The sequence below is a fragment of the Guggenheimella bovis genome, from assembly GCF_054492335.1.
The window spans coordinates 64,032-90,239 of record NZ_JBQWTF010000003.1 but is presented as its reverse complement, the minus strand read 5'-3'; the positions used below and the strand labels follow the sequence as shown (position 1 = coordinate 90,239).

The following is a 26,208-nucleotide window of genomic DNA, read 5'->3' as shown; positions in this document are numbered from 1 at the left end:
ATTTGATCGGAATATGGTTTTAATGATCATGTGTCTTCAGACTTTCAATCAGCGTTGGATATTACTTAGAAAAATTACTATTGCTATAAAATTCGCACACACATCTTTGATATGTGTGTTTGTTTATTTAACGACCTAGGGCTTAAACGCTGGTAATCTGTATTGCATATTGCTTTTAATCTACGCACTAATACTTCAAAGCATATAAGGAATTTTTGAAGTGAATATGCAAAAAATGACCCTACTGATTTTGATATAATATTTCCATACGGAAGTAAAAATGTGAGCAAGTGACTAGTAGGATATTAAGGAGCTAACGAAAAATTAGATAGTGGTCATGGGGAAGAGGAGTTAAATAATGCTTAACCTAAAAGATTAAAAGAACTCTGCCAAGAAATAGAGAACACGGATTGGGATAACTATATGGTTAAAATTCGAAAAGAAATGCGATCGAATAACCGAGAGGTGAATGATGGAAATCATAGGTATAAGAATCAAATTAAGACCCTTTACTAAGAATGATATTGCCGACTACATAAGGTGGAATACGTTAGAAACTGAGTGGATGGAATGGGATGCTCCATGGAAAGAAAATGATTGATGCTAAAGAGGAACGATGTGGTTATTAGATAATGACAATACAGAAGCACTTATAACAGCAAAAGAACATATTGACAGTAGTCATGGTGGAAAGAGGGTTAAACTTCCAGGTACTGTAGTCGTCTTCTTTATGGGAGGATGGATGGATTACTTAAGAGACTATGAAAAGGGTTATGAGCTCGAGGAACCCTTTCCAAGATTTCTTCATTCCTGTCCCATATGGATGCTAAAGGGTAACGATGACATCGCTTTTCTCGATGGTGGTCGTGGTGCTCCAATGGCTGCGGATACAGTAGAAACTTTAGCAGAACTAGGAGTAAAAACGATTCTAGGTGTCGGAATGATCGGAGGATACTCAAGTAAGGTTGAAGTAGGGGAGATTATATCTCCTTCTAAAGCCTTTAGTGAAGAAGGAACAAGCATTCACTACTACGGAATAAAAGACTTCTATGAGCCAGACGATACGCTACTAGATTTTATAAAATGCGAGCTCCACGTGAATGACTATCCCATTGTAACGACAGATGCCGTATACCGCCAAACGTATGCGAAAGAGGAACTCTGGAGAAAGAAGGGCTGTGTAGGTGTCGATATGGAGACATCGGCACTTTTTAGCGTTAGTAAATACGTAGGAATTCGTGCAGCATCGATTCTTATGGTTTCCGATGTCCACCCTGAAACTCCACAGGATAGAAAGTGGGAGTGGCTTATCACGAAAGACATGAGATACACAATGTTTTCTAAAGCTATAAATCTTGCGAAGAAAATAAAAGACTTTATATAAAAAGACTGAACCTCGAGGTTCAGTCTTTACCTTTTCCTACTTAAGTTCTATATAATCCTTATAACTTGAACTCAATAATTGTTCAAAAACTTCTGGAGTACACTGTGATGCACTAAACAAAAATAAAGTGTTTTCTTGCTCATCAAATCGCGTGTTTGCAACTACTTTTAAATCAAAGTAGTAGTCCCCGTAATCATAAACGAGAAGGAACGATTGATCTACGAAATTCTTTTGTCTTCCAACAACATCTTTTAAAAAGATTCTATCTGGTTTACCGAATCCGTCGATCATTTCCTTTATCTCAGCTTGTGTCAGTTCGCCGAAATCTTCGGACATTAATAAGATTTCATAGTTCTTCGTATTTGGTTCTTTATCGATGTCGAAGAATTTGAATAGCGGTTGAGTCGCACTAAATAAGGGACTTTGAGGATCATCTGCTAGTACAGCATCAATACTTACCTCAGTCTCTTTGTACTTCTCGTAGAAGGTTTTTAGAAGCCCTTCAATGGAGGTATCGACTAAAGGCTCACCACCGTTATCATCTCTTACGTATTGGCGGTCGATTTTAACCTTCTTATACTTATTCATGTATTCTTGTAGGGACATCGGAAAGCCCATGCCTTCGACGTCCTTTACTTGGATTTTTGTTGTGCGATCTGTCTTTGGAAGATTTGTGATGTACGTGAAATAGTCTGTAATAAAGAAGCCGTCTGCGGTCTTTTCGTACTCGTCCATACCTTTTTTCTTTTCTTGTGGCTTCTGTTCTTGCGGTGTTGTCGTTGTATTTTCCTTTGGTGTTTCACCTTCTGCTGGTTTACTTGGAGTAGAACAAGCAGAGAGAAGGAGTACAAAAGCTAATAGAAGTACTAAGATTTTATTTTTCATAAGTCATCTCCTTTAGTTTGTTCTAGTATAGCAAGCTTACTTAATAGCTGGGTTAAGTCTAGGTTATATAGTATAGATTTTTACCTCCTCTATAAAAGTGTGAAACGCCTATTTTTTATGGAAAATTAATGACTTGAACGTGCTTAAAAACAATGTATCAGATCATTTTAGAAACAATTAGTTAGAAAAAATATCTGATTTTGGACTACGGTAGAGGCCTTTTTTCCTGTCCTTTTGGTACTTTTTATAAAATTACCCTATGGTACAATTGTTTCAAATCTGAACAAAAACTCGATTAAGGAGGACTTGATGGATTCTAACTCTAAGCTCAAAAAGAACTTTTTTACGTTGATTGTTATTACAATCGCAGGTGCCATGATTTACGGCTTACCGTACTTTAGAAGTTATTTCTATGATGCTTACCTCAGTGCCTACAACCTAACCAACACGCAAATGGGTATGTTTGGTGCAATGTTTGGTGTCTTCGGTATGATTTCTTACCTCTTTGGTGGTGTCGTAGCAGACATGGTACCGCCTAAGATTCTCATGAGTATTTCTCTCATTCTAACCGGTGTGGGTGGCTTCTTACACTTAATGAATCCTAACTACACCATGCTTCTAGCAATTTATTCGATGTGGGGACTTACATCTCTCTTTGCTTTCTGGCCATCCCTTTTAAAGAGTCTTCGTGAGATTGCAAACGAAAACGAACAGAGTAAAGCTTATGGATTTATGGATGGTGGTCGTGGTATCGTCTATGCCATTGACGGAACGCTCATTGTAGCGATCTTTGCTTACTTCAGTAAAGTGAGTGGAGATATCGGTGGACTCAATGGAGTTATTACATATTACTCGGTCATTGCTGTTGTTCTTGGAATTCTTGTTTATCTCTTGTTAAATAAAGCCGAGAAGAATGCTCCTAAGGTAGAGAACGAAGAGCATGAAAGGATCACCCTTAAGCACGTTGGTCAAGTTCTAAAGCTTCCAGCAGTGTGGATTCTTTCTGCAATTCTATGCTGTACTTACGTCATGAACATCGCCTTCTATTACTTCACACCTTATGCTACGAGTCGCTTTGGAATGGCTGCAGCAGCGGGTGCCTTTATCACTGTTGCAGCTCAATATGTAAGACCATTAGCTTCCTTTGGCGGTGGTATTGTCGGTGACAAGTTTGGACGTTCTAAGGTTCTCTATGTGACCTTCTCTATGATGGCCATTGGAACACTTCTCATGATCGTTCTTCCAAACATGAGCTCTACTCTCTTTACAATTCTTTGTATCTTAGTCTACATCGGTATGTACGGTGGATATAGTCTCGTATTCTCCATGATGGAAGAGGGTGGAATTCCACTAAAGCTCGCTGGTACTGCCATCGGTATCGTATGTACTTTAGGTTACCTTCCAGAAATGCTCGTACCACTCGTAAGTGGCCAACTCCTAGACGTCTATAAAGACGAAGGATACCGAATCATGTTCATCGGTATTACGATTATTATGGTCATTGGGTTTATTATGGTACGCGTTTGGGATAAGTATTTAAAGAAGTACAAAGAAAGAGAAAAAGCACAAGCGCTTGAAACGAAAGAATAATGAATATAACCATAGATAAGTCGAGTAAAACGCCTTATTATTTACAAATTGCCTTTGCCATAAAAGATATGTTACAGCGCCAGGAACTCGTTCATGGCTTTAAAATGCCTGCTGAAAGAAAGCTAGCTCAAGAGTTAGGTGTCCATCGTAACACCGTCATAAAAGCCTACAGCTACCTCATTACAGAAGGCCTCATGACAGTCTACCGAACGGCTCCTAAGGGATACTTTATCGATGTTCCAGAAGAAGATAACTTCGTCAATCGATTCTTCCCCTTGGAGCAGCGTATCATCTATGAATACGATCAGCACGCTAAGCTTTTTATGGACATCTTCTCTGATACGTACAGCGACCGTTTTATCTCTTTTGCTGGAATAAAGATGAGTCCTCAGACGTTTCCTGTGGAGAGGATGGAAGAGATCGTACGAAGGCTCGTAAAAAAGGACAGTAGAGGAAATATTCCTTTAATCGACTTAGATGAAACAGAGAGAACAAAAAAGAATATCTGTGAAATCCTTCGTCAAGAAAATATGTACGTAAAGCCTTCTAATATAGAACTCGTCTGTGAAACGAGTAAAGCTCTAAATTGTATTACGACGCTTTATATGCGAGAAGGCGACAGCATTGTAGTAGAAGAACCCGTTCTACCGGACATCGTTTCGATCTTACAAAATAAGGGGCTAGAGGTGCTAACGGTTCCTATGGAAGAGGATGGTATGGACATGCGTGCCCTAGAAGAACTTTTGAAAGCACATAAGCCAAAGTTTATCTATTCGCTTCCCAATTTCCACAATCCTACAGGAATCGTCATGAGCCTAGAAAAGAGAATGAAACTTCTTTCGATCGCCAATGACTATGGAATTCCGATCATTGAAGAGGATTCACAACGGGATTTTCGCTACTCTGACGAAAGGATACCAAGCCTTTATACCTTAGATCGCTATAAGTCTGTCATCTACATCGATTCCTTTACAATGGTCTTTCCTTATGGCATTAAAACAGGATACGTTGTAGGACCGACAGACTTTGTAAAAATGCTTGGAGTACTCGTTTCTCTCGACGAGATTACGATTGATAATATCGGAGACTTTTTACTGAACGAATACATTGAAAGTGGCCTATGGAGAGAACATACGGAAAAACTCGCTCAGCACTACAAGAAAAAGAGAGATTCCTTATGTAGAGCCTTAGATCGAATCAAAGAGAAGGGGATCACCTACAGAAAGCCAAAAGGTGGCGTACTTCTATGGTGTACGTTAGATAAGGAAATTTCAGAACGTACACTCTATGAAGAAGCGAAGAAGAGAGGCGTTCTCATCATGCCAGGTTTTCTCTTTTATAAAAAAGCACCAAAGGGCGAAGGTCACTTAAGGCTCTGCTTTTCCAATGTGACAGATGAAGAAATAGAAACGGGAATCAAGCTTCTCGGAGAAGCGATGGATGCTTCTAGAGGAAAGGACGTTTAATGGATCAAATTATTGCCTACCGAAGAGAATTTCATAAATACCCAGAACTCGGTTGGGAGGAGTTTCGAACGAGTGCAAGAATTGCAGAGATACTCACACAAATGGGTTATGAAGTACTCATGGGTAAAGACGTTGTCAATGTAGAAACCATAGGAAATCTAGGGGTGCTTTCTGAAGAAGAGAAGAAAGAAAGAATGGAACAGGCTGTACGAGAAGGTGCAGACCCCGAGTTCGTTAAAAGAACGGAGGGTTACCCCGGTGTCATTGCGATCTTTGATACAAAACGAGAAGGTCCTGTGACAGCCTTTCGCTTCGATATCGACTGCTTACCTTATGAAGAACCTAAAGAAAAGGGCTTTCGTCCCTTTGATGAAGATTACATCTCGACCCACGAAGAGCGTGTGCATGCCTGTGCCCACGATGGCCATACAGCCATCGGACTCTCCTTGGCTGAGCGTTTAAAAGAGATTGAACCATCGATCAAGGGAAAGATCAAACTCATCTTCCAGCCGGCAGAAGAGCGCTTTAATGGGGCTCAGTCGATCGTCGATAAAGGTCACCTTGACGATGTCAAGAACATGATCACAATGCATATTGCATTGAGTGCAAACAATGAACCCCTTCCTTCCAACACCTTAGCGTGTGGTTGTAAGGACTTCTTAAGTGATAGACAACTCGATGTAATGTTTGAGGGCAGAGCAGCTCATCCTTGTGGTGCCTCACAAGAAGGAAAAAATGCATTACTTGCAGCCTGCTCTGCTGCCTTAAACATTCATTCTATTGCACCGCACGAAGCAGGATTATGCCGAGTGAATGTCGGTGAAATACATGCAGGAGTCGTCGCCAATACGATCGCTCCAAACGCTTTAATGAAGATCGAGTACCGCGGACAGACACCACAGATCAGTGAATACGCAGGAAAGAGAATCATGGATATCCTAGAAGGGACACGAATCGCCTACGATCTCAAGATGAACATCGTCGATTGGGGAGAGGTTCCTGCAGGAAAGAGCGACGATGAAATGATGAAAGTCATTGAACGTGCTGCAAAGAAAGTCGATTGGTTTAAAACCGTCTACTTTGAAGGGAATGTCGGAGGAACAGATGATGCTACCGTAATGATTACAAAGGTACAACAAAACGGTGGCATAGGAACTTACTTTGGTATAGGAGCAGATACGACAGAACCAGTGCATAATAACCGCTTTGATTTTGATGAAGGTTGTTTAGCACCGACTGTAGAGGTCTGCTTACATGCACTAAAAGAACTCCATGGATAACGGAAAAGAGCCGAAAGGCTCTTTTTTGTCGACCTCCAGCTCGTTACTTTTTCAACACTTTGTTCACATTCTTTTCAATTTGTACATTTATTCCGTTCACTGTGATAAAATAGAGCCAACATTTATAAACACACATAGAATAGGGGAGAACCATGAGTAAAGTATCAAAGAAAGTTGCAGAGAATCGCATTAGCGATAAGATCAATATTGACCATGTGATGTACTTCGTAGAGTTCTGTAAGCACATGAGTTTTACTCAGGCTGCAGAAGTCTTAGGCATTAGTCAACCAGGCCTCTCACGTGCCATTAAGAGTCTTGAACAACGTTTTCAGTGTAAGCTTGTAGATCGCACGGGTCGTAGATTAAGACTTACGAGCGAAGGAAAGCAATTATACGACTATGGCTCAAATCTTTTAAAGCAACTCGATCTCGATCTCTTAAAACTCGATGACCTCATTATCGGAGAAAGTGGAAGTGTTCGCTTTGGAATTCCTGACATTCAAGGATCCATCTTCCTTCCTGGGCTCTTCACTCGCTTCACTGAGAGTCATCCCTCCATTCACTTAGAGCTCGTTGAGATCCCAGGTGAATCGATTAAAGAAGAGATCTTAAAAGGCTCCATCGACCTTGGTCTCATCATGCTAGACTTTGAGCATCCTACAAAGAGTGATGATGAGGTGGAACTTTTAGAGATCTTTAGGTCCAAGCATGTTCTTGCAGTATCTAAAGATCATCCTCTTGCTTCTAAAAAGAGTGTGAGCATCAAGGATCTTAAAGACGAATCTTTCTTACTTCTCTCTGAAGACTTTACGATCCATGATCACATTCTTCGCCTTTGTAAGAAGGCTGGCTTTGATCCCAACGTTAAGGTTACAAGTAGCCAATGGAACTTTCTCATTGAACTTGTTGGGTTAAACTATGGAGTCACGATTCTTCCATCGCTTCTCTTAAAGCGCTTTGCTTCAGATGATGTAAAGATGATTGAACTCAAGGATCCAGTATTTCCTTGGATTACGGGTCTTATGATGTTAAAGAATAATTATCGTTCGAAAGCCTTTTCGGCCTTTTATGAAGAACTCATAAAGGAATCGAAGATGTGGGGAAAAAGGTAGGCAAGTCATTACGACTTGCCTTTTAGCTTTCTTTAGGTGTTTTCATCGAGCTTGTAACTAAGAGTACAGTGGAAACGAGGATACAAGCTGCTGCTAAGAATTGTAGTGGTGACAGTGCTTCCTTAAGTACGAGTGTACCGACGATTAAAGAAGTGATGGGTTCAAGGGTACTCAACATCGATGTGAGCTTGGAACCAATCTTATTCACTGCAAGTTGATAGAGGTACGTTGCACCTAACGTTAAAGCGAGTGCAAAGAGAATGAGGTATACCCATTGCATTCCCTTAAAGCTCGTGTAGAGACCTTCTCCCACCGTGTAAGCAAAGAAGATTCCTGTCATCGCTCCAAAGATATTTAAGTACATCGCAAGCTTTAAAGGCTCGTAGTGCTTTACAGAGGACTTATCGATAATGATCGAATACGTCGTGTAGGTGCAGGCTGAAAGTGCTGCAAAGAGGAAACCTCTGATGTCTAAGGCGTTTTTAAAGTCATAGATAAAGATGATTCCGAGGGTACAGAGGAGAATCGAAAAGAGCTCGGCTTTCGTGGGCTTATCCTTTAGAAGTACACTCGTTGCGATAAAGATAAGCACGGGATACATAAAGTGAATGGCCGTCGTTGCGCCACTACTAATGTACCTGTAAGACGAGTAGACGAGGATGTTTGTTGAGGCTAAAAAGATTCCTCCTAAAACGAGCGGGATGATCTCTTTTCTCTTGACCCTTATGTCGTAGCGGAAGACAAAGCGACATAGTACGTACATGAGCGGAAGGAGGATTCCCATGCGAAAGACACTGATCGAGATGGGATCTGCTCCAAAGCTACTGATGCCCTTGGTCATAAGTGGCATTACGCCATAGATAAGAGCTGAAAGTATGGCGTAAATAAAACCAATTTTTTTCATAATTTACTCCAGAATTTGTTCTTGAATGTGTTCGAAGCCTACGCGATCAATGGTTTCGCGGAAGCGTTCTCCTGGTTTTCCCTCCTTCATATATACATCTAGCGTCTTTTCGATCGCTTTTTCTACTTCTTCTTTACTAAAGAAAACCTTCTTTAGAGGAATTCCTTGGTTTACTTTCTTTCCCCAGCGTCCTCCGATGAAGACCTTAAAACCTGGTGTCGCTTGTTCGATGACGCCAAAAGGACACTTCTTAAAGCACCTTCCACAGCGAATGCACTTTTCTTCATCGATTGAAAGCTTTCCTTCTTTTACTTCACAAGCCTTCACAGGACATGCCACTTGCACTTGACATACATTACAACCCCTGCACTTTTCAAGGTCTGGCTTTACAAAGCGTTGTCCCATGATACCAAAGTCGTTTAAGTCCGGCTTGATGCAGTTATTCGGGCATCCTCCCACACCGATCTTAAACTTATGGGGAAGCTTTGTTTCCCTGTAACCTTTATAAAAGCGGTTATGAATCGATTCACTCAATTCGTAGGTGTCGTAGAGACCGTACTGGCAGGTCGTACCTTTACAGCTTACGACGGGACGTACGAGGGCTCCCGTACCACCTGTTTCTAGATCGTGCTCTTTTAAGAATGCGATGATCTCTTCACTCTTTTCGTATGGCACACCTTGAATCTCCATCGTAAGGCGCGTCGTTAGAGCAATTTCACCGGAACCAAATTTCTCTGCTGCTTCTGCGATAATCTTTTGTTCCTTCGCTGTGATCTTTCCATTTCTCGTGATGACGCGGACATTAAAGATGTTTGGGTAGCGCTTGTCTTTCAGAAATCCTAATCCTTTTAAACGCTTCACTTCGGAAGCAGAAACGACTCGATCCATTTTCGTGGCTCCTTTTATGTATTCTAATATGTATTTATTATAGCAGAAAGAAGCGGTTATGTGTAGTATTAGAATTCTCTGTAGGCATTGATTATAAGGCATATTCTGTGTATTTGTTGAACACGCTACTAGTTCGCGTGAAAAGGATACTAAGGCATTGCATCCCTTCTTTCAGAAAAAAAGAAGCAAGAAATTTTAGAAAAAGTTATGTCTCTCGATTTTTGTTATAATCAAGGTGGAGGCAGTATGAAAATTGCAATTGTAGGAGGAGGAGCAAGTGGACTCTTTGCTTCGATCCTCTGTTCTTTGGACCATCAAGTAGTCCTCTATGAAAAAAATGACCGTGTCGGTAAGAAACTTCTTACGACTGGTAATGGCCGTTGTAATTACACCAACCGCTTTGCAAGCTGTAAGGATTATCATACCGATGACCCTGAAAAACTAAAGTCGGTCTTAGAAGCATTCTCACCGGAGCAAGCGATCGATCTCTTTCGAAGCCTCGGTGTAGAACCTCGTGAAGAAGAAAATGGAAAGCTTTTCCCTCAAAGTGAACAGGCTTCATCCATTTTAGATATCCTTCGCTTTGAAGCCCTCGATCGAGACGTCAACATTCTCACAAATACTGAGGTGAAGGCACTTAAAAAGCATAAGCGTGGCATCTTAGTCGTAACGGAAGAAAAAGAAGAACTCTTTGACCGCGTCATCTTTTCCGTGGGTGGAAAAGCCATGCCCCAAAGTGGCTCTGACGGAGAGAGTTATAAGATTTTAGAAGAGCTCGGGCACAGTGTACATTCGATCTATCCATCGCTCGTGCAACTCATGCTTGAAGGCGATCACTTTCCCTTCCTAGACGGTGTAAAGATCAAGGGCGAGGTATCGCTCGTTGAAGACGATAAAGTGCTCGAAAAGGAAGAGGGAGATATTCTCTTTACAAACTATGGCATTAGCGGCCCTCCTGTTCTACAGCTTTCTAGAACCGTAGCACGCCGTATGAACCAGGGAGACTCCTCGATTATTCGAGTCGACCTCTATGCTCGCTATACAGAAGAAGAACTCCGCTTGATCCTTGAAAGACGCCGTGAAGAACTTTCTTTAAAACCTGTAGAAAGCTTCTTACTTGGACTCGTTCATAAGAAGGTTTCTGGAGTCATCTTAAAAGAACTAGCACTCGATAAATACCGCCCGGTGCATTCCTTAAGTGATGAGGAACTAAGCGGTATCATCGGTTACTTAAAGCGAAGAGACTTTCGTGTAAAAGGCACCAAGGGCTTTAAGAGTGCACAAGTTACGGGGGGAGGAATTCCTCTAAAAGAAGTGACCTCGACCCTTGAAAGTAAGTTTTTAGATGGCCTCTTTATTACAGGAGAGGTCTTAGATGTCGACGGAAGAAGTGGTGGTTTTAACCTCCAATGGGCTTGGTCTAGTGCCTTTGTCGCATCCATGGGAGCAGGAAGAGAATGATAAGAATTCCAAATCTTTCTGTTCGTGTCGATAAGCTTTTTGAACGAGGAGAAGAAAAGTCCCTTGAAGACCTTTTAAAAGGAAAACTTCATAGGCTCGCTCCCTTTACGATTCATAAAAAGTCGATCGATGCGAGAGACAAGAGCGACGTCCGCTTTGTCTATACGCTTGACGTCGATACAAAGAATAAGGGAAGAGAACGCTTTAGCGAAGTATCTCCTTATGAATACAAAGAAGTTCCCTCTGGAGAGCGCATTCTTTCAAGTCGTCCCGTGATCATTGGCGCTGGCCCCAGTGGTCTTTTTGCTGCGCTCAAACTTTCTGAACGCGGTTATCAACCGATCCTCTTTGAACAAGGCGATAGCGTCGAAGAACGAGTGAAGGCCATCGAAGCCTTTGAACGTACAGGGATCTTAGATACGAAAAGTAATATTCAATTTGGTGAAGGGGGAGCCGGGACTTTTTCTGACGGAAAGCTTACAACGCAGATTAAAGACGCTCGAATCCCTTACATTCTAAATTCCTTTATAGAAAGCGGTGCTCCAGAAGAGATCCGCTACCTTTCAAAACCTCACGTTGGTACCGACATCTTACGTGATGTCGTCATTCGCTTACGAAAAAGAATTGTAGCCTTCGGTGGAGAAGTGCACTTTCGAAGTGAACTTCAAGACATCGAAGTAAAGAATGGAAAGCTTCAAGCAGTCATTATTAATGGAAATCGCATTCCTACAGAGGTCTTAGTCCTAGCCCTAGGTCACAGTGCACGAGACACCTTCTTTATGCTTCATAAGAGGGGCTTAGAGATGATCAATAAGCCCTTTAGTGTAGGAGTAAGGATCGAACACCTACAAGAAAAGCTTAACCGCTCGCAGTATGGTGACTTCCATAAGTACTTAGGTGCAGCTGATTATTCTCTCGTTCAGCACATTGAAGGAAAGCGATCCGTCTATTCCTTCTGCATGTGTCCAGGAGGAGAGGTCGTCGCAGCCACGAGTGAAGAGGGAAGAGTCGTAACGAACGGCATGAGCTATCACGCGAGAAATGGAGAAAATGCCAACAGCGCACTCCTTGTTAACGTCGATGAAAAAGACTTCGGAAGCGACCTCTTTTCTGGTATCCACTTTCAGCGTGCGTTAGAGAAAAAGGCCTTTGAACTCGGAGGCGGTGACTACAGAGCACCCTTTATGACAGCTCAAGACCTACTAACGGGAAGCACTTCTGCAACCTCTTTCATTAAGCCAACCTACCCAAGGGGCGTCAAACGAGTCGACTTTAAGGATCTCTTCATAGAACCTGTCTATGAGTCGCTTCGTGCAGCCCTTCCTCTCTTAGACCTAAAGCTAAGGGGCTTTTCGGACCCCGAGAGCATTCTCACTGGCGTTGAATCGAGAAGTTCTTCTCCCATCCGAATGCTACGAAACGAAAAGCTAGAGAGTAACATTCAAGGAATTTATCCCGTAGGAGAGGGAGCAGGACACGCTGGGGGCATCATGAGCTCTTGTGTCGATGGGTTAAAGGCTGCTGAAAGTATCATTGCCGAGTTCAGTTCCTTGTGCTAAGATGGATAGGCTTAGGAGAATCCATGAATAAACAAGGCAGAATCATAAAAACCATCCCACCATTTAATAAGATATTTCCTTACCTTATGAAACGTCGTACAGATTGTCAGGTCTTTGCGAAAGAAGTGATTGAGCTCGAGCCTATTGAAGAATTTATTCGCATTCAAAATGAAAAAGGCCACCGCTTAAATCACTTACACGTTTTCATCGCAGCCTATGTCCGTACGTTAGCTTTAAGACCGTATTTAAACCGCTTCGTCCTAGGTCAAAAGATCTATGCTAGACATGGCATTCAGATCAGTATGGTCATTAAAAGAGGTCTACGTGACGATGGGGAAGAGACAAACGTCAAGTTTGAATTTACCGGTAAAGAGAGTATCATTGAGATTTCTGAAACGGTTCAGAAAGCCATTGAAGAAGGCATGAAACCGGAAGAAGGGGCAGAAAACGTCGATAAGATCGTCAATGCCATCATGCGCCTACCAGGATTTATTAAGAGCTTCATGGTAAACTTCTTAATATTTCTCGATGGATCGGGTCTATTGCCCGAATCTGTCGTAAAGGTAAGTCCCTTCCACTCATCTTTCTACTTAACTTACTTAAAGAGCATCAAGGTGCCTTACGTCTACCACCATCTCTATAATGTTGGAACGACGAGTATCTTTGTATCGATCGGTCAGGCTGAGCTCCTTCCTATCGCAACACCAGAAGGTGTAGAAGTGAAGCGAGCACTTGAGATCGGTTATACCGTAGATGAGAGAATCTGTGACGGTTTCTACTTAGGAAAATCACTCAAGATGGCGAAGAAGTTCTTAGCAGACCCGAACGTCTTACTAGAACCACTGGAAGCCATTGTTGAAGACATCGAATGACGATAGAGCAGGATAGCCTGCTCTTTTATATTAAATAAGGAGAGAAAATGGTCTATGACTTATTGATCGTTGATGACGAAAGGGAACTCTGTCAAAGTACAAAGGAATACATGAACTATTCTGGTGTCTCTGCCAGGGCAGCCACCTCTAAAACGGAGGCACTTCAAGCACTCGAAGAAGATACCTTCTCCTTAATTCTTCTAGACATCAATCTCCCTGATGGAAGTGGCTATGAACTCTGCCAAGCCATTCGAAAAACTTCGAACATCCCGATCCTTTTTATCAGCGCAAGAGTATCCGAAGAAGATCAGCTTCTAGGCTACCGCTTAGGAGGAGACGACTTTATCGGAAAGCCTTATTCTTTAGGGCTTCTTCTCGCTAAGGTTCAAAACATGCTTAAGCGCACGAAGAGTGAAGAGGATCGTTTTGAATTAGAGTGTTTTTAGATCGACTTTTCTTCGGGAAGAGTCATTGATACTCTTCCAGTCGAAGTTCGAGTCGTTTCCGCCAAATTCGATCCCAACGGTATCACCGGGGAGAATTTTTCCTTTGTGCTTTTCGAAGTTAGATAGTCCTTTTTTTACCGTACAGCCGAAATTAGAGTAGTTCTTAATCGCCATTCCTTCATTTTTTAACTGAGAAATGAAGCTCGTTTCAAGAATTTCATAGCGACCATCTTTTAAGATGATGCCTTTTGTGATAGAATCTCCCAACACGTGTATCGTCTGCATAGATCCTCCTATCTGATAATCAATATTATATCATGGCATATCTGATCACACATATTGTACTAATAATTATTTTGTGATATCCTTTTCGAAAAGGGGGAATATATGACGCACGAGGAATTTCAAAGTAAATTAAAGGAATCCGTCCCATGCGAATGGGACCGCCTTCCAGATATCGAATTATACATGGACCAGCTCGTCCAATACCTAGGACGTTGCCAGGTCGAAGGAACCAAGGATAACGATCTCACGGGGGCCATGATCAATAACTACGTGAAAGAAGGACTCCTCCCTCGTGCCAACGGAAAGCGCTACGAAAGAGAACACCTCACATCCCTTATGATCATCGCCTGCCTAAAGCAAGTCTTTAGCGTAAAGGAGATTAAAGATATTAAAGACACCCTCCAGGCACTCAGTGCCGAAGAGACCCACTCACTTTTTAGAAACTTACTTATTGAAGCGATTGAAGAGATCTCCTCAAAAGAGGAATCCAATTCTTACATAGCCCTTCACTTTGCTGTGAAGAGCTATATCTACAAAAAGATGAGTGAACTCGTACTCTATGGAGGTGAACATGAAGATCATCATTTCAGATGAAGCAAAAGCTTATCTAGAAAAGAAGAAGGTTAAAGAGGTATCGGTTGAAGTCAAGGTAACGTGTGGTTGAAACGCCCAAGCTCTTCCTTCCGTGTATGAAGGAAAACCTGATTCCAACCATCCCTTTAGAGCGTTTGAGGTAGACGGATTTACAGTCTACATCAAAGTAGGAACAAGATTACAAAGAGATACGCTTAAGATCTACTTAGAAAAGCTCCTCTTTGCCAAGTGGCTCAATGTGGAAGGACTAATGCTCGCATGATAAAAATCCTCGCTCCTGCAGGAAAAAAAGAACAACTGATCGCTGCTGTACAAGCAGGTGCTGATGAGGTCTATCTAGGAGGTAGGCTCTTTTCGGCGCGCGCTTTTGCAGGAAACTTTGAAGATGAAGAGCTTCAAGAATCGATCGATTACTGCCATAAGTATGGCGTAAAGGTAAACGTTGCGATCAATACGCTTTTAAAGGACAGTGAGCTCGAGGAAGCCGTTCAATACGTAAAGAAGTTCTATGAACTAGGAGTCGATGCCTTTATCGTCACAGATCCAGGCTTAATTCATAGACTCCTAGAGATTGAAGGGATCACCCTTCACGCTTCAACCCAGGCGACCATTCACGACAGCGTCTCGGCAAGTTTTTATAAGCTTCTAGGCTTTGAACGCGTCATTCCTTCAAGAGAACTGAGTTATGGTGAACTTGAAGAGATGGTAAAGACAGGTGTTGAGGTCGAAGCCTTTATTCAAGGTGCCCTTTGCATATGCTACAGTGGTCAGTGTTTAATGAGCTCAGGTTTTGGGCCGAGAAGCGCAAACCGCGGTCGCTGTGCACAGCCTTGTCGCTTGGAATACAAGCTAGGTTGTAAGGTAGGAACACTCCTCTCACCGAAGGATTTGAGTGTCAAGGAAGGTATCCGAAAACTCGACGAAATCGGTATCGTGAGTGCGAAAATTGAAGGAAGAATGCGTTCTCCCGAGTACGTCTATGAAGCCGTACGCTACTATAGAGACTTACTCGACGGAAAAGACGCCGACCCTTCTATGCTACAACTTGCTTTCTCACGCGGAGAATTTACGAATAACTACCTCGAAGGCATCCACGATCATACGCTCATGAGTGAGACGCAAAAGAAGACGGGAATCCCCATAGGTACTGTTAAAGGTGGGTTCCTCGTACTCGATAAGCCTCTCACTCGGCTCGACGGCATCGCTTACCGTGACGATGGAAGTACCGTAGAGCGCTTAGAGAGAAACGGAAGAGAGATAGAAAGAGCCGAAAGAGGTGACCGCGTCAAGGTCTACCCGAACCGCTTAAAAGAAGGCGATGTCGTCTATAAGAATGCATCGATCGAACAAAAGAGAAGAATCGATGAGATGCTAAAAAATCCCTTTGAACGAGCGATCGAGGTAGAGGTGAAGGTTGAGGTTCTAAAAGGAAAGCCCATAAGAATTCAAAGTGAAGAGGAATTCTTAGAAGGACCCGTCGCAGAAGAAGCGAAACGCGCACCCTTAAGTGAAGAACAGATTAAAGAGAAGCTCGAAAAGCGCTCTGAAACGCCTTTTCAGCTTATTGTAAAAGAAGTCACCACAGATCATGCCTTTGTTCCCGTTAAGGTCCTTAACGACCTGAGACGATCGTTCGTAGAAAAGCTCGAAGAGAAGACAAAGGTAAGGCGAACGGCAAATGTAATGTCTAAAATAGACGAACCAAAGAAGCTTCCTAAAGAACATGTGATTGTCGTCGTTAGCACGAAAAAGCAATTAGAAGCCGCAAAGAAATTCCCTTATCCCATCGCCATCGACCCAAGCTTTCAAGATCCCGATAGCCTAAGCTTTGAAGACATAAAAGAAGAGAACTACCTCTATTCCGGTGGTATCATTCGAAGAGAAATGAAAGACTACCTGGGTGCCATCGAACGTGGCGTTAGAGGTGTCGTGAGTTCCAACCTCTCACTCCTTCTTCAAGCGAAGGGTGAAAAAATTGCCTCTGAAAAGTTTCAAATGATGAATTCCGAAGGAAAGAAACTCTACCCATTCCTCGATGGTAGTGTCCTCAGTGAAGAGCTAAGAAGAGAAGAGCTCGAACGAATCGAAGGAAAGGAACAGCACTACATTAAACTCTTCGGAAGAGTAGAGGGAATGATCACAGAGCACTGCGTTCATCAAACGGGAACTCCATGCGAAAGGCCCTGTAGAAGAGGTGTAGAAAACCTTATAGACCGCATGGGAAAGACGATCTATGTAAAACACTCAAGGTATTGTAGAAATCACTTATATCACGAAGAGACTATAAATCTCATAGCAGAACGTAACACATTAGAAAAAATGGGCTACAAGAACTTCCTCTTGCACTTTACGACAGAGTCCTACGACGAGGTTTTAGAGACGCTTAGGAAAATAAATGAGCCCCAATTACAAACTTTTACGTCACCTTTCTACCTAGAAGGGGTAGAATAATAGGGACATACCTAAAACACAAAGGAGAAATCATGAAAATTCAAACTAACGCGCAAACAATTGCCGAAATCAAAAAAGTCATTGAAGAAAACCCAGGCGAAGGCTCCATGGTAAGACTATTCGTTGCTGGAGTTGGTTGCTCTGGACCAAGCTTTGGTCTTGCACTCGACGAAAGAAATGAAGGCGACGAATACTACGAAGAAGATGGCCTTGGCTTCTTAATGGAGAAGGCTGTATACGACCAAATGGGTGACGCTATCGTAGAATTCAGCGACGGTGGATACCTCGTGTACCCTGTAAATCAACCAGAAGGCGGCTGCTCAAGCTGCAGCGGATGTCACTAAGAGAGAGCCTAGGCTCTCTTTTTTTTGTCCTTTTATAGTATTAAGATAAGAAATACAATGTATTAAGTTGACAAATACTATTCCTGGGTATAAGCTAATTAAAACTAGCACATGCCAAGAAAGAAGGACATATGAAAATTCATACGAACAGTGAGACGGTTCTTGAATTAAAAAAAGCCATCGAAGAATTTCCTGAAGGTGGAACTGCCGTCCGCATCTTTATTGCTGGTATTGACTGAGCTGGACCCAGCTTTGGACTCGTTCTGGATGAACGTAAAGAAGATGACGACTACGATGAAGTAGACGGAATGATATTTATCATGGAAAAACAACTCGCCAATCAGTTTGGAGATATGATCCTAGAATTCCAAGAGGAGGGCTTCTTAGTACAGCCTAAATCGGGTGGCTTCAGTTCAGGCGGATGTGGAGCATAATAGAAAGGGTTCGGAAGAGCCCTTTTTCCTTTTGTATGTACTTATATAGGTACTTATATATGTACTTATTGTCTATATAAAATAAAGAAACGCTGAAATTTCAGCGTTTCTTTTCATTTATGGTGTAGATAGGTGGACTCGAACCACCGACCCCTTGCATGTCAAGCAAGTACTCTAACCAACTGAGCTATACCTACATATCTTTGGTCGGAGTGACAGGACTTGAACCTGCGGCCTCTTGAACCCCATTCAAGCACTCTACCAAACTGAGCTACACCCCGAGCTTTTTTTATAATTACTTGACTATCTTAACAGAGAAATGGACCTTCGTCAAGCAAGATTTTTTCTTACAATGTCCATAAAAGCTTGTGTCGATGGACTCAAGAATTGATTGAGATTCGTCACCATAAAGAGCTTTCTCTTTGGGATAGGAAAGTCGGTTTCAATGATAGGAAGGTTCTTTTTCTCTACGATATTTCGATGGGTAAAGCCCACGCCAAAGCCGGCTTCGATCATGTCGACTAAGAGGTCGATACTGATGACCTCTACACTCGGTGCAAAGTGCTTGGGGCTATGAAGAAGCTTATCTAAGACGAGTCTTGTTGAGGTTCTCGGTCCTAAGGTGACGAAGGGACACTTTTTTAATTCCTCTTTACTTAACTTTCTTCCGAGTAACTCAGGGTAGGCATTCGATGTAAAAAAGACTTCAGTCACATCTGCGATGGGTTCTGCATCAAAGCCTGCACAGTCTTCTTTCGTTCCATTAATAAACCCTACATCGATAAGTCCTTCTTTTAAGAGATCGAAGACTCTTGGAGACCTCGTATTTTGTATCGTAAGCTTTAGCTTTGGAAACTGCTCACGAAAGCGTTTAAAGTGCTCGATTAAATAGTGCCTGCAGAGTGTATCGCTCGCCCCAACACGAATAGAACCACTTTCTAAGCTCGTCATTTCTCTTAAAATGTTTTCTCCGTGTTCAATGCGCTCAAAGGCGGGTAATAGCTCATTGTAAAGTAGGGTGCCTTCTGGTGTAAGGGAAATCTTTTTTCCTTGTCGGTGAAAAAGCTTTAAACCGAGCGAATCTTCTAAGGCCCCTATAGTCTGGCTTACGGAGGACTGTGATACATAAAGCTCTAGCGCTGCCTTGGAAAAGTTTTCATGCTTTGCTGCGACTAAAAAGGTGCGATAACGCTCTAGGTTCTGCATAGAAGTACTCCTTATAAGCTGGATTAATTATTTTCATTATTATTATATACTAAAAAACACTATAATGGCATTGGAGGGCTTATGTTTGAATTATTTGTAGAAAAGAAACCAGCTTTTCGAGCAAAAGAAGAGCACCTGAAAAATGACCTAAACCATCACTTAGGAACGAACGTTGAAGACCTACGCATGATTCATCTCTATTATAGTGAATCAGACTTTTCCAAGGAATCGATCGAGACGATCTTCAGTGAACCTGTATTAGATGAGGTTTCGCGTGAACTCGTCATTCCTGAGGGTTACTTTGCCCTCCGCACCGAGTTTTTACCGGGGCAATTTGATCAAAGAGCTTACTGGGCGAATAGAAGCTTGGAAGTTCTCGGTGAGACCTTTGAGGTCCGTTATTCAACCATTTATCTATTAAAAGGCCTTGATAAGAGCCTTGAAAAGGCAGCCTCAGAATTTTTCATTAATCCCGTAGAAAGTAGAGAAAGAGCACTCTTTGACTATAAGAGTGACTCTAAGAGAACAGACCGTGACGTCAGCTTCGATAGCATTGAAGGCTTCTTTGAAAGAGACAACCAAGAGATTGTTTCTAGCTACGACTTAGCTATGAATGCTGAAGACGTCGGTGAAATGAAGAAGTACTTTAAGTCGGAGGATCGTCTTCCCACTTGGAGTGAACTCAAAGTCATCGATACCTACTGGTCCGATCACTGCCGTCATACGACCTTTAATACAGAGCTAACTGATGTCGATTTTAGTCAGTATAATATCCCGGAAGCCGTTTTAAGCTATGAGACGTATGTCAAGCAAAAGGAACTCTTTAAGAAGAAACCTATTAGTCTCATGGATCTCGCACTTCAGTCTCAACGCATGTTCTTAAAAGATGGTCCTAGGGACATTGAAGTGTCAGAGGAGATTAATGCCTGCTCCATCGAAAGAAAAGTCGATGGGGAAGACTACCTCATCATGTTTAAAAATGAAACCCATAACCACCCGACGGAGATTGAACCGTTTGGTGGAGCAGCCACCTGTCTCGGCGGAGCGATCCGCGATCCGCTATCAGGTAGAAGCTACGTTTATCAGTCGATGCGCATCACGGGTGCGAGAGATCCTCGCATCTTAGAGACGCTTCCCTCAAAGCTTCCACAAAAGACCATCTGTAAACGTGCAGCCGATGGCTTTAGCTCCTATGGTAACCAGATTGGCCTTGCTACAGGCTTTGTCGAAGAATTCTACCATCCAGGCTTTGAAGCAAAGCGCATGGAAGTGGGCTTTGTCATCGCTGCTGCTAAAAAGAGCCACGTCAAGCGTTCCATTCCAAAACCAGGAGAACTTCTCTTACTCGTAGGTGGTCCTACCGGACGAGATGGTATCGGTGGAGCGAGTGGATCTTCTAAGAGCCATAAAGAAGGTGTCTTAGAAGGAAGTGGATCAGAAGTTCAAAAGGGCAATGCCGTCGAAGAGAGAAAGCTTCAGCGCTTCTTCAGAAGAGAAGAAATTGGCCCGAAGATCATTCGCTGTAACGACTTTGGCGCCGGTGGTGTCAGTGTCGCCTTCGGTGAAATTGCCGACGGATTAGAAATTGAACTCAATAAAGTTCCAGTAAAATACGAAGGAATCTACCCTTGGGAACTTGCTATTAGTGAATCACAAGAACGCATGGCACTTGTCATCGACCCAAGTGACCTCGATACCTTTATGAAGATTGCGAAGGAAGAAAACCTAAATGCGGTCGTCGTAGGGGAAGTCAATGATACAAACCGCTTCCGTCTAAAGATGGACGGTAAGGTTTTCGTCGACTTAAGTCGTGACTTCTTAAATTCGACCGGTGCTAAACGCGAAGCAAAAGCGAAACCAAATCCAGTTGATCTAAAAGCTTATCCTTATAGCGAGAAGGATGTCGCTCGAGATGAACTTATAAAGGCGTCTCGCCAAGCACTCGTCGAGCAATTTGACTCCTCTATCGGATCTTTAAATGCGCTCGCACCTTTCGGTGGAAAGACAAGAAAGACCCCTGTAAAGGGTATGGCGAGTTACATTCCAGGATCGAAAACTAGAGACGTCATGAGTGTCGTAGGTTACGGTTATGATCCTTATATTGCAACCTGGAGCCCCTATCACGGTGGAGAGTACGCTGTCGTGGAATCCATGGCTAGAGTCCTTGCACTCGGTGGATCCATCGAAGGCATCCGCTTTACCTTCCAAGAGTACTTTGAAAAGCTGGGGGAAGATCCTACGCGCTGGGCCAAGCCACTCTTAGCGCTCTTAGGAGCTAGCCGAGTTCTAAACTTCTTTAAGCTTCCAGCCATAGGTGGTAAGGACTCCATGAGTGGATCCTTCATTACAGAGTCGATGCGCTTAGACGTTCCACCGACGCTCATTAGCTTTGCTGTAAACACCATGGAAAGTGGAGAACTCATTAGTCCTGAATTAAAGCCTACTGCTTCAAAGCTTTCTGTCTTTAAGACGGTACTAAATGAAAACCGATCCTTCGACCTAGAAGCTACAAAGAAGTCCTTTGAAGCCTTCCTTGAAGCGAAGAAGAAGGGACTCATCCTTTCAGCTGCTGTCGTAACGAGTGACATTCAAAATACACTCCTTGAGATGAGCTTTGGTAACGAAGTAGGTTTTAAGGTGAATACAGAAGCTGTTCCTTATGGAACGATCCTTGCACAAGTTAAAGAGGATGTCGGTGAAGTCATCGGTGAAGTCACAGAAGATGCATCTTTTAACGGCGAAACGATCGACCTAAAAGACGAACTACAACAGCGTGAAGACATCTTAAAAGATATTTATTACCTGGGAGAAGCTCCTGGTAAAAAGTACACGCCTTCAAGTGGTAAAATAGAAGCAGGAAATGACGGAAAAAAGGAAGTCAAAGTACTTCTTCCGGTATTTCCTGGAACAAACTGTGAATTTGACCTCGAGCGTTCCTTTAAAGCTGCAGGAGCAACCGTAAAGCGCCTCATCTTTAGAAACCTCCCTGGTGAAATTCTTTCCTCCATCGACGAGCTCTATGAAGCCATGTTAGAGACGGACATTCTAGCGATTCCTGGTGGCTTTAGTGCAGCCGATGAACCAGAAGGAAGTGCGAAGTTTATCACTTCTGTCTTTAGAAATCCCAAGATCAAAGAAGCCTTTTCAAAGCTCATTGAAAGAAAAGGACTCGTTTTAGGAATCTGTAACGGCTTCCAAGCACTCGTAAAGCTCGGTGTCTTCATGGACTCTAAGATCATGGATCCTAAAGAGATTACGATGGGACTCACTTATAATGAAGTCGGCCGTCACCAAGCAAAGGTTGTCTATACGAAAGCACTTTCGAAGAAGTCTCCTTGGCTTAAGTACGTGGACTTTGAGAAAGAATATCCTGTTCCTGTAAGCCACGGGGAAGGACGCTTCTTTGCAGACGATAAGACCCTCGATCATCTTTATGAAAATGGACAAATTGCCACAACGTATATCGATAACATCAACGGAAGCTTTAGAGATATCGAAGGTATCGTAAGTCCAGACGGTCTCATCTTTGGTAAGATGGCTCACAATGAACGCGCTGGTGTTAACCAAAATATTCCCTGTAGTAACGACATGAACTTGTTCCAAGCAGCTGTCGACTACTTTAGAAAGGACAAATAATGAAAGTAGCAGTGATCATGGGCTCAAGCTCTGACTTTGAAACAGTGAAGCCAGCGCTCGATACCTTAAAAGATTTTGGCGTTCAAGCAGAATGCCATGTACTAAGTGCTCATAGAACGAGTGAAGAAGCGTTAGGCTTCGCTCGCAACGCAAAGAAAAATGGCTTCTCAGTGATCCTTGCAGCTGCAGGAAAAGCTGCTCACCTCCCAGGTGTTTTAGCAAGCGTCACCACTCTTCCTGTCATCGGTATCCCGATTAAGACCTCGATCATGGGAGGAATGGATTCGCTCTTTAGTATCGTACAGATGCCAAAGGGCATTCCGGTATTAACGGTTGCCGTAGACGGTGCAGTAAATGCTGCCTTAGGTGCTCTTCGCATCATCGCACTATCTGACGAAAACGTAGCAAAAAAGTACGACGAATACGTAGAGAAGATGAGAGTCGATGTCTTAAAGAGTGATGCTGAGATTCAAGACCTCACGAAGGAGTACCTCGATGCTTGATAAACTCAAAGAAGAGTGCGGTGTCGTAGGCGTCTTTTCCAAAGAACACCACGACGTCGGAGCTCGAATCTACTTCGGCCTCATTAGTCTTCAGCACCGCGGTCAAGAGGCTGCGGGTATTGCTTGCTGGCAGATTAATCGCATGGTCCAATATAAAAACCTAGGCCTTGTAAAGGAAGTCTTTGACGAGGAACGCGTTCGTACGCTATCAGGCTCTGCTGGTATCGGTCACGTTCGCTACTCGACGACGGGTTCCGATGAAAGAAAAAATGCACAGCCACTGACCGCAGGCTTTAAGGGCGGTGAAATTGCCCTCGCTCATAACGGAAACCTCATCAATGCCATGGACATCCGCTCCCAGATGATCGACGAAGGAAATACCTTTGAAACCACGATCGATACGGAAGTGATCCTTCGCCTCATCGCGAAAAACTACCATGGAAACAACCTCGAAGCCATTGAAAAGGCCGTTCTACAAGTGAAAGGTGCTTATGCCCTCGTCATCTTAATTAACGGCACACTCTACGGCGTAAGAGACCCCTATGGCCTAAGACCACTCGTCTTAGGTGAGATGGAAAACGGCGACTACGTGCTTGCAAGTGAAACGACAGCACTCGATCTCTTAGGTGCAACCTTCCTTCGTGACATCGAAAAGGGAGAAATCGTAGAGATTTCAGAACAAGGTATCGTCTCCAAACACTTTGATACAACAAAGAAAAAAGCCGTCTGCTCCTTTGAATACGTCTACTTCGCTCGTCCCGACAGCGTCATGGACGACGTCAGTGTCTTTGAAGCACGTAAAAAGATGGGACAGAAGCTCGCTGAGATGGACGAAGAGCGCTATGACATCGTAGCACCTGTTCCTGATAGCGGTATCGCTGCAGCCATCGGTTACTCTCACGCTTCAGGCATTCCTTATACAAACGTACTCATTAAGAATAAATACATCGGTCGTACCTTCATCGACCCCACGCAAGAACAGCGCGAGCTCTCCTTAAAGCTCAAACTCAATGTCCTAAAGAGCGGTCTCGAAGGGAAGCGAGTCGTCCTAGTCGATGACTCGATCGTTCGTGGTACGACGATGAAGAACTTAATTTACATGCTTAAAAAAGGTGGTGCGAAGGAAGTGCACGTTCGCATCTCTTCACCACCTGTGATGCATAGCTGCTACTTCGGTATCGATACGCCTTCAAAGAAGAACCTCATGGGTGCGAACTACAGCATCGAAGAGATTCGTGAGCGCATCGGTGCAGATAGCTTAAAGTATTTAACGGTAGAGGATCTAAAGGAATCCATCGGTTGCCCGGAAGATCTTTGTCTCGCTTGCTTTAACGGAGACTATCCGATGGAAGTTCCAACCATTCATACGAAGTACGTCTTTGAGACGAATTAGGAGGGATTATGGCAATATCTTATAAGGATTCAGGCGTCGATGTAACTCAAGGTCAACTCGCTGTAAAGAAGATGCGTCAAAGCGTCGAAGCGACCTTTAATGAAAATGTCCTCGAGGGACTCGGTTCCTTTGCAGGTTTCTTTAAGCTTCCCCAAGGACTCGAAGAGCCCGTACTCGTCAGTGGTACAGATGGTGTTGGTACAAAGATTCTTCTCCTTCAAGAACTCAATGCCATGGAGAAGGTCGGTCAAGACCTCGTCGCCATGTGCGTTAATGACGTCCTCTGTCACGGCGCAAAACCCCTCTTTTTCTTAGACTATCTCGCTACGGGAAAACTCAATCCAGACACCATCAGTAGCGTCGTAAAGAGCGTAGCCGATGCTTGTAAGATGACAGGAACGGCTCTCATCGGTGGAGAAACGGCAGAAATGCCTGGTCTCTACGATGAAAATGAGATCGACATGGCAGGCTTTGCCGTCGGTATTATCGATAAGAAAAAGATCATCAATGGTTCCACCATTAAAGCAGGTGATGTCATCATCGGTATCGAAAGCTCCGGCTTCCATTCGAACGGCTATTCACTCGTTCGTAAAATCTTTTTAGACGTTCACCGCGATAAGTTAGAAAAGTACCGCGATCGCCTCGTTCGTCCAACGCACCTCTATCATGAACCCGTTTTAAATTCGATTGAAACAGGCTTTGTAAAGGGCATTGCACACATTACGGGCGGTGGCTTCTACGAAAATATTCCGAGAATTCTCCCTAAGGGCTTAACCTTTGACATTAAGCTTGGAAGCTGGGAGAGAGATCCGATGTTTGAAGACATCAAGGAACTTACAGAACTCGATGACTTTGAACTCTACTCGACCTTCAACATGGGTATCGGCATGGTCTTTGTAACGAGCAAGGAACACGTCTCTAAGGTCATGGAAGTCATCAAGTCGACAGGCTTTAAGTGCTTTGAGATTGGTACCGTAGAACCAGGTGAAGAAGGCATTCTTCGATGAAATCGGTTGTAGTATTCGCTAGTGGCTACGGCTCTACCTTTAAGTATCTCGTAGAACACAGCGATACCTTTCAGGTCACACATCTCGTGACAAATAAGCCGGATGCCCATTGTACAGAGATTGCAAAGGAGCATTCCATTCCTGTTCTCAGTACGAAAGAAGAAGGCTGGATCAATACTTTAAAGACTATGAATCCCGATCTCATCGTCCTCGCAGGATACCTAAAAATGATCGAGCCCGAACTCATCAAAGCTTTCCCTAATCGCATAATAAATACGCATCCTGCCCTTTTACCTCGTTACGGGGGAAAGGGCATGTACGGAATGAATGTACATAAAAAGGTTGTAGAGGAAGGGGAACGAGAAACGGGTGTCACCGTTCACTATGTAAATGAAGAGTACGACCGCGGAGAGATCATCAGTCAAGAGGTCGTTTCGATCGAAGCGAGTGATGATGCTGAACGCGTCAGTGAAAAGGTACAAGCGGTCGAAAAACCACTGCTTTTACG

At 43.3% G+C, this 26,208-nt stretch carries 23 protein-coding genes, 2 tRNA genes and 1 pseudogene; 19 read left to right on the top strand and 7 right to left on the bottom strand.

The annotated features are described in order from the left end of the window. Positions 1–616: 616 nt before the first annotated feature. The gene (locus ACUB3H_RS07975) at positions 617–1,384 is read left to right on the top strand and encodes a nucleoside phosphorylase (protein WP_459130147.1); all 768 of its coding nucleotides are present in this window, start codon (positions 617–619) and stop codon (positions 1,382–1,384) included. Between the two features lie 36 nt (positions 1,385–1,420). On the opposite strand, the gene ACUB3H_RS07970 is transcribed toward ACUB3H_RS07975, so the two are convergent. Next, on the bottom strand, positions 1,421–2,269 hold the full coding sequence (locus tag ACUB3H_RS07970; protein ID WP_459130146.1) for a hypothetical protein: 849 nt from the start codon (positions 2,267–2,269) through the stop codon (positions 1,421–1,423). 309 nt (positions 2,270–2,578) lie between these two features. Between ACUB3H_RS07970 and ACUB3H_RS07965 the strand changes: the two genes are divergently transcribed. From ACUB3H_RS07965 to ACUB3H_RS07950, 4 genes are all read left to right on the top strand, one after another. Beyond that, complete coding sequence (locus tag ACUB3H_RS07965) at positions 2,579–3,859, top strand: MFS transporter (RefSeq protein ID WP_459130145.1); 1,281 nt, start codon at positions 2,579–2,581, stop codon at positions 3,857–3,859. Beyond that, positions 3,859–5,325: an aminotransferase-like domain-containing protein gene (locus ACUB3H_RS07960; RefSeq protein ID WP_459130144.1), complete on the top strand. Its 1,467-nt coding sequence runs from the start codon at positions 3,859–3,861 to the stop codon at positions 5,323–5,325. Before ACUB3H_RS07965 ends, ACUB3H_RS07960 begins: the two co-directional genes overlap by 1 nt. Beyond that, complete coding sequence (locus tag ACUB3H_RS07955) at positions 5,325–6,605, top strand: amidohydrolase (protein ID WP_459130143.1); 1,281 nt, start codon at positions 5,325–5,327, stop codon at positions 6,603–6,605. Before ACUB3H_RS07960 ends, ACUB3H_RS07955 begins: the two co-directional genes overlap by 1 nt. Before the next feature lie 152 nt (positions 6,606–6,757). Next, the gene (locus ACUB3H_RS07950; protein WP_459130142.1) at positions 6,758–7,717 is read left to right on the top strand and encodes a LysR family transcriptional regulator; all 960 of its coding nucleotides are present in this window, start codon (positions 6,758–6,760) and stop codon (positions 7,715–7,717) included. Positions 7,718–7,739: 22 nt separating this feature from the next. Here the strand turns inward: ACUB3H_RS07950 and ACUB3H_RS07945 are convergent, their stop codons facing one another. Both ACUB3H_RS07945 and ACUB3H_RS07940 read right to left on the bottom strand, forming a co-directional pair. After that, positions 7,740–8,621, bottom strand: a complete 882-nt coding sequence (locus ACUB3H_RS07945) for a DMT family transporter (RefSeq protein WP_459130141.1) — start codon at positions 8,619–8,621, stop codon at positions 7,740–7,742. 3 nt (positions 8,622–8,624) lie between these two features. Further along, positions 8,625–9,509: a 4Fe-4S dicluster domain-containing protein gene (locus ACUB3H_RS07940; RefSeq protein WP_459130140.1), complete on the bottom strand. Its 885-nt coding sequence runs from the start codon at positions 9,507–9,509 to the stop codon at positions 8,625–8,627. Between the two features lie 246 nt (positions 9,510–9,755). Here ACUB3H_RS07940 and ACUB3H_RS07935 point away from each other — a divergent pair, with 246 nt between their 5' ends. From ACUB3H_RS07935 to ACUB3H_RS07920, 4 genes are read left to right on the top strand one after another with little or no spacing between them, the layout of a single operon-like run. Next, positions 9,756–10,970, top strand: coding sequence for a BaiN/RdsA family NAD(P)/FAD-dependent oxidoreductase (locus tag ACUB3H_RS07935; protein WP_459130139.1), 1,215 nt, complete (start codon positions 9,756–9,758; stop codon positions 10,968–10,970). Then, entirely contained in the window at positions 10,967–12,529 is a 1,563-nt protein-coding gene (locus ACUB3H_RS07930; protein WP_459130138.1) for an NAD(P)/FAD-dependent oxidoreductase, read from the top strand. Before ACUB3H_RS07935 ends, ACUB3H_RS07930 begins: the two co-directional genes overlap by 4 nt. Before the next feature lie 23 nt (positions 12,530–12,552). Further along, positions 12,553–13,401: a 2-oxo acid dehydrogenase subunit E2 gene (locus ACUB3H_RS07925; RefSeq protein WP_459130137.1), complete on the top strand. Its 849-nt coding sequence runs from the start codon at positions 12,553–12,555 to the stop codon at positions 13,399–13,401. Positions 13,402–13,448: 47 nt separating this feature from the next. Then, positions 13,449–13,847 (top strand): response regulator transcription factor, encoded by a 399-nt coding sequence (locus ACUB3H_RS07920; RefSeq protein ID WP_459130136.1) that lies wholly within the window; start codon positions 13,449–13,451, stop codon positions 13,845–13,847. Here the strand turns inward: ACUB3H_RS07920 and ACUB3H_RS07915 are convergent. Next, positions 13,833–14,132, bottom strand: a complete 300-nt coding sequence (locus ACUB3H_RS07915) for a hypothetical protein (protein ID WP_459130135.1) — start codon at positions 14,130–14,132, stop codon at positions 13,833–13,835. The genes ACUB3H_RS07920 and ACUB3H_RS07915 overlap by 15 nt on opposite strands. Before the next feature lie 102 nt (positions 14,133–14,234). On the opposite strand from ACUB3H_RS07915, the gene ACUB3H_RS07910 reads away from it, so the two are divergent. The 5 genes from ACUB3H_RS07910 (at position 14,235) to ACUB3H_RS07890 (ending at position 17,955) form a co-directional block, all read left to right on the top strand. Next, positions 14,235–14,726, top strand: coding sequence for a DUF1836 domain-containing protein (locus tag ACUB3H_RS07910; RefSeq protein ID WP_459130134.1), 492 nt, complete (start codon positions 14,235–14,237; stop codon positions 14,724–14,726). A 91-nt stretch (positions 14,727–14,817) separates the two neighbouring features. Continuing rightward, complete coding sequence (locus ACUB3H_RS07905) at positions 14,818–14,988, top strand: hypothetical protein (RefSeq protein ID WP_459130133.1); 171 nt, start codon at positions 14,818–14,820, stop codon at positions 14,986–14,988. Beyond that, positions 14,985–17,177 (top strand): peptidase U32 family protein, encoded by a 2,193-nt coding sequence (locus ACUB3H_RS07900; protein ID WP_459130132.1) that lies wholly within the window; start codon positions 14,985–14,987, stop codon positions 17,175–17,177. The genes ACUB3H_RS07905 and ACUB3H_RS07900 overlap by 4 nt, the downstream gene beginning before the upstream one ends. Positions 17,178–17,209: 32 nt before the next feature. Continuing rightward, positions 17,210–17,521 carry a hypothetical protein gene (locus ACUB3H_RS07895; RefSeq protein ID WP_459130131.1) on the top strand — a complete coding sequence of 104 codons (312 nt, stop codon included), beginning with the start codon at positions 17,210–17,212 and terminating at the stop codon, positions 17,519–17,521. Positions 17,522–17,829: 308 nt separating this feature from the next. Then, positions 17,830–17,955: a hypothetical protein gene (locus ACUB3H_RS07890; RefSeq protein ID WP_459130130.1), complete on the top strand. Its 126-nt coding sequence runs from the start codon at positions 17,830–17,832 to the stop codon at positions 17,953–17,955. Positions 17,956–18,075: 120 nt separating this feature from the next. On the opposite strand, the gene ACUB3H_RS07885 is transcribed toward ACUB3H_RS07890, so the two are convergent. The 3 genes from ACUB3H_RS07885 to ACUB3H_RS07875 all read right to left on the bottom strand — a co-directional run bounded on the left by ACUB3H_RS07885 (position 18,076) and on the right by ACUB3H_RS07875 (position 19,161). Then, positions 18,076–18,152: transfer RNA gene (locus ACUB3H_RS07885), tRNA-Val, on the bottom strand. A 7-nt stretch (positions 18,153–18,159) separates the two neighbouring features. Beyond that, positions 18,160–18,236, bottom strand: a tRNA-Pro gene (locus ACUB3H_RS07880). A 49-nt stretch (positions 18,237–18,285) separates the two neighbouring features. Next, positions 18,286–19,161: a LysR family transcriptional regulator gene (locus tag ACUB3H_RS07875; RefSeq protein WP_459130129.1), complete on the bottom strand. Its 876-nt coding sequence runs from the start codon at positions 19,159–19,161 to the stop codon at positions 18,286–18,288. 81 nt (positions 19,162–19,242) lie between these two features. Between ACUB3H_RS07875 and ACUB3H_RS07870 the strand changes: the two genes are divergently transcribed. From ACUB3H_RS07870 to ACUB3H_RS07850, 5 genes and pseudogenes are all read left to right on the top strand, one after another. Beyond that, a complete protein-coding gene (locus tag ACUB3H_RS07870) occupies positions 19,243–22,797 on the top strand; it encodes a phosphoribosylformylglycinamidine synthase (protein ID WP_459130128.1) in 3,555 nt (1,184 codons plus the stop codon). After that, entirely contained in the window at positions 22,797–23,300 is a 504-nt protein-coding gene (gene purE / locus ACUB3H_RS07865; protein ID WP_459130127.1) for a 5-(carboxyamino)imidazole ribonucleotide mutase, read from the top strand. The genes ACUB3H_RS07870 and purE overlap by 1 nt, the downstream gene beginning before the upstream one ends. Then, complete coding sequence (purF, locus tag ACUB3H_RS07860) at positions 23,293–24,693, top strand: amidophosphoribosyltransferase (RefSeq protein ID WP_459130126.1); 1,401 nt, start codon at positions 23,293–23,295, stop codon at positions 24,691–24,693. The genes purE and purF overlap by 8 nt, the downstream gene beginning before the upstream one ends. 8 nt (positions 24,694–24,701) lie before the next feature. After that, complete coding sequence (purM, locus tag ACUB3H_RS07855; RefSeq protein ID WP_459130125.1) at positions 24,702–25,700, top strand: phosphoribosylformylglycinamidine cyclo-ligase; 999 nt, start codon at positions 24,702–24,704, stop codon at positions 25,698–25,700. Next, positions 25,697–26,200 (top strand): annotated as a pseudogene (locus ACUB3H_RS07850) (formyltransferase family protein); the annotation flags it as partial. The gene purM and the pseudogene ACUB3H_RS07850, both read left to right, overlap by 4 nt. Between the last annotated feature and the right edge of the window lie 8 nt (positions 26,201–26,208).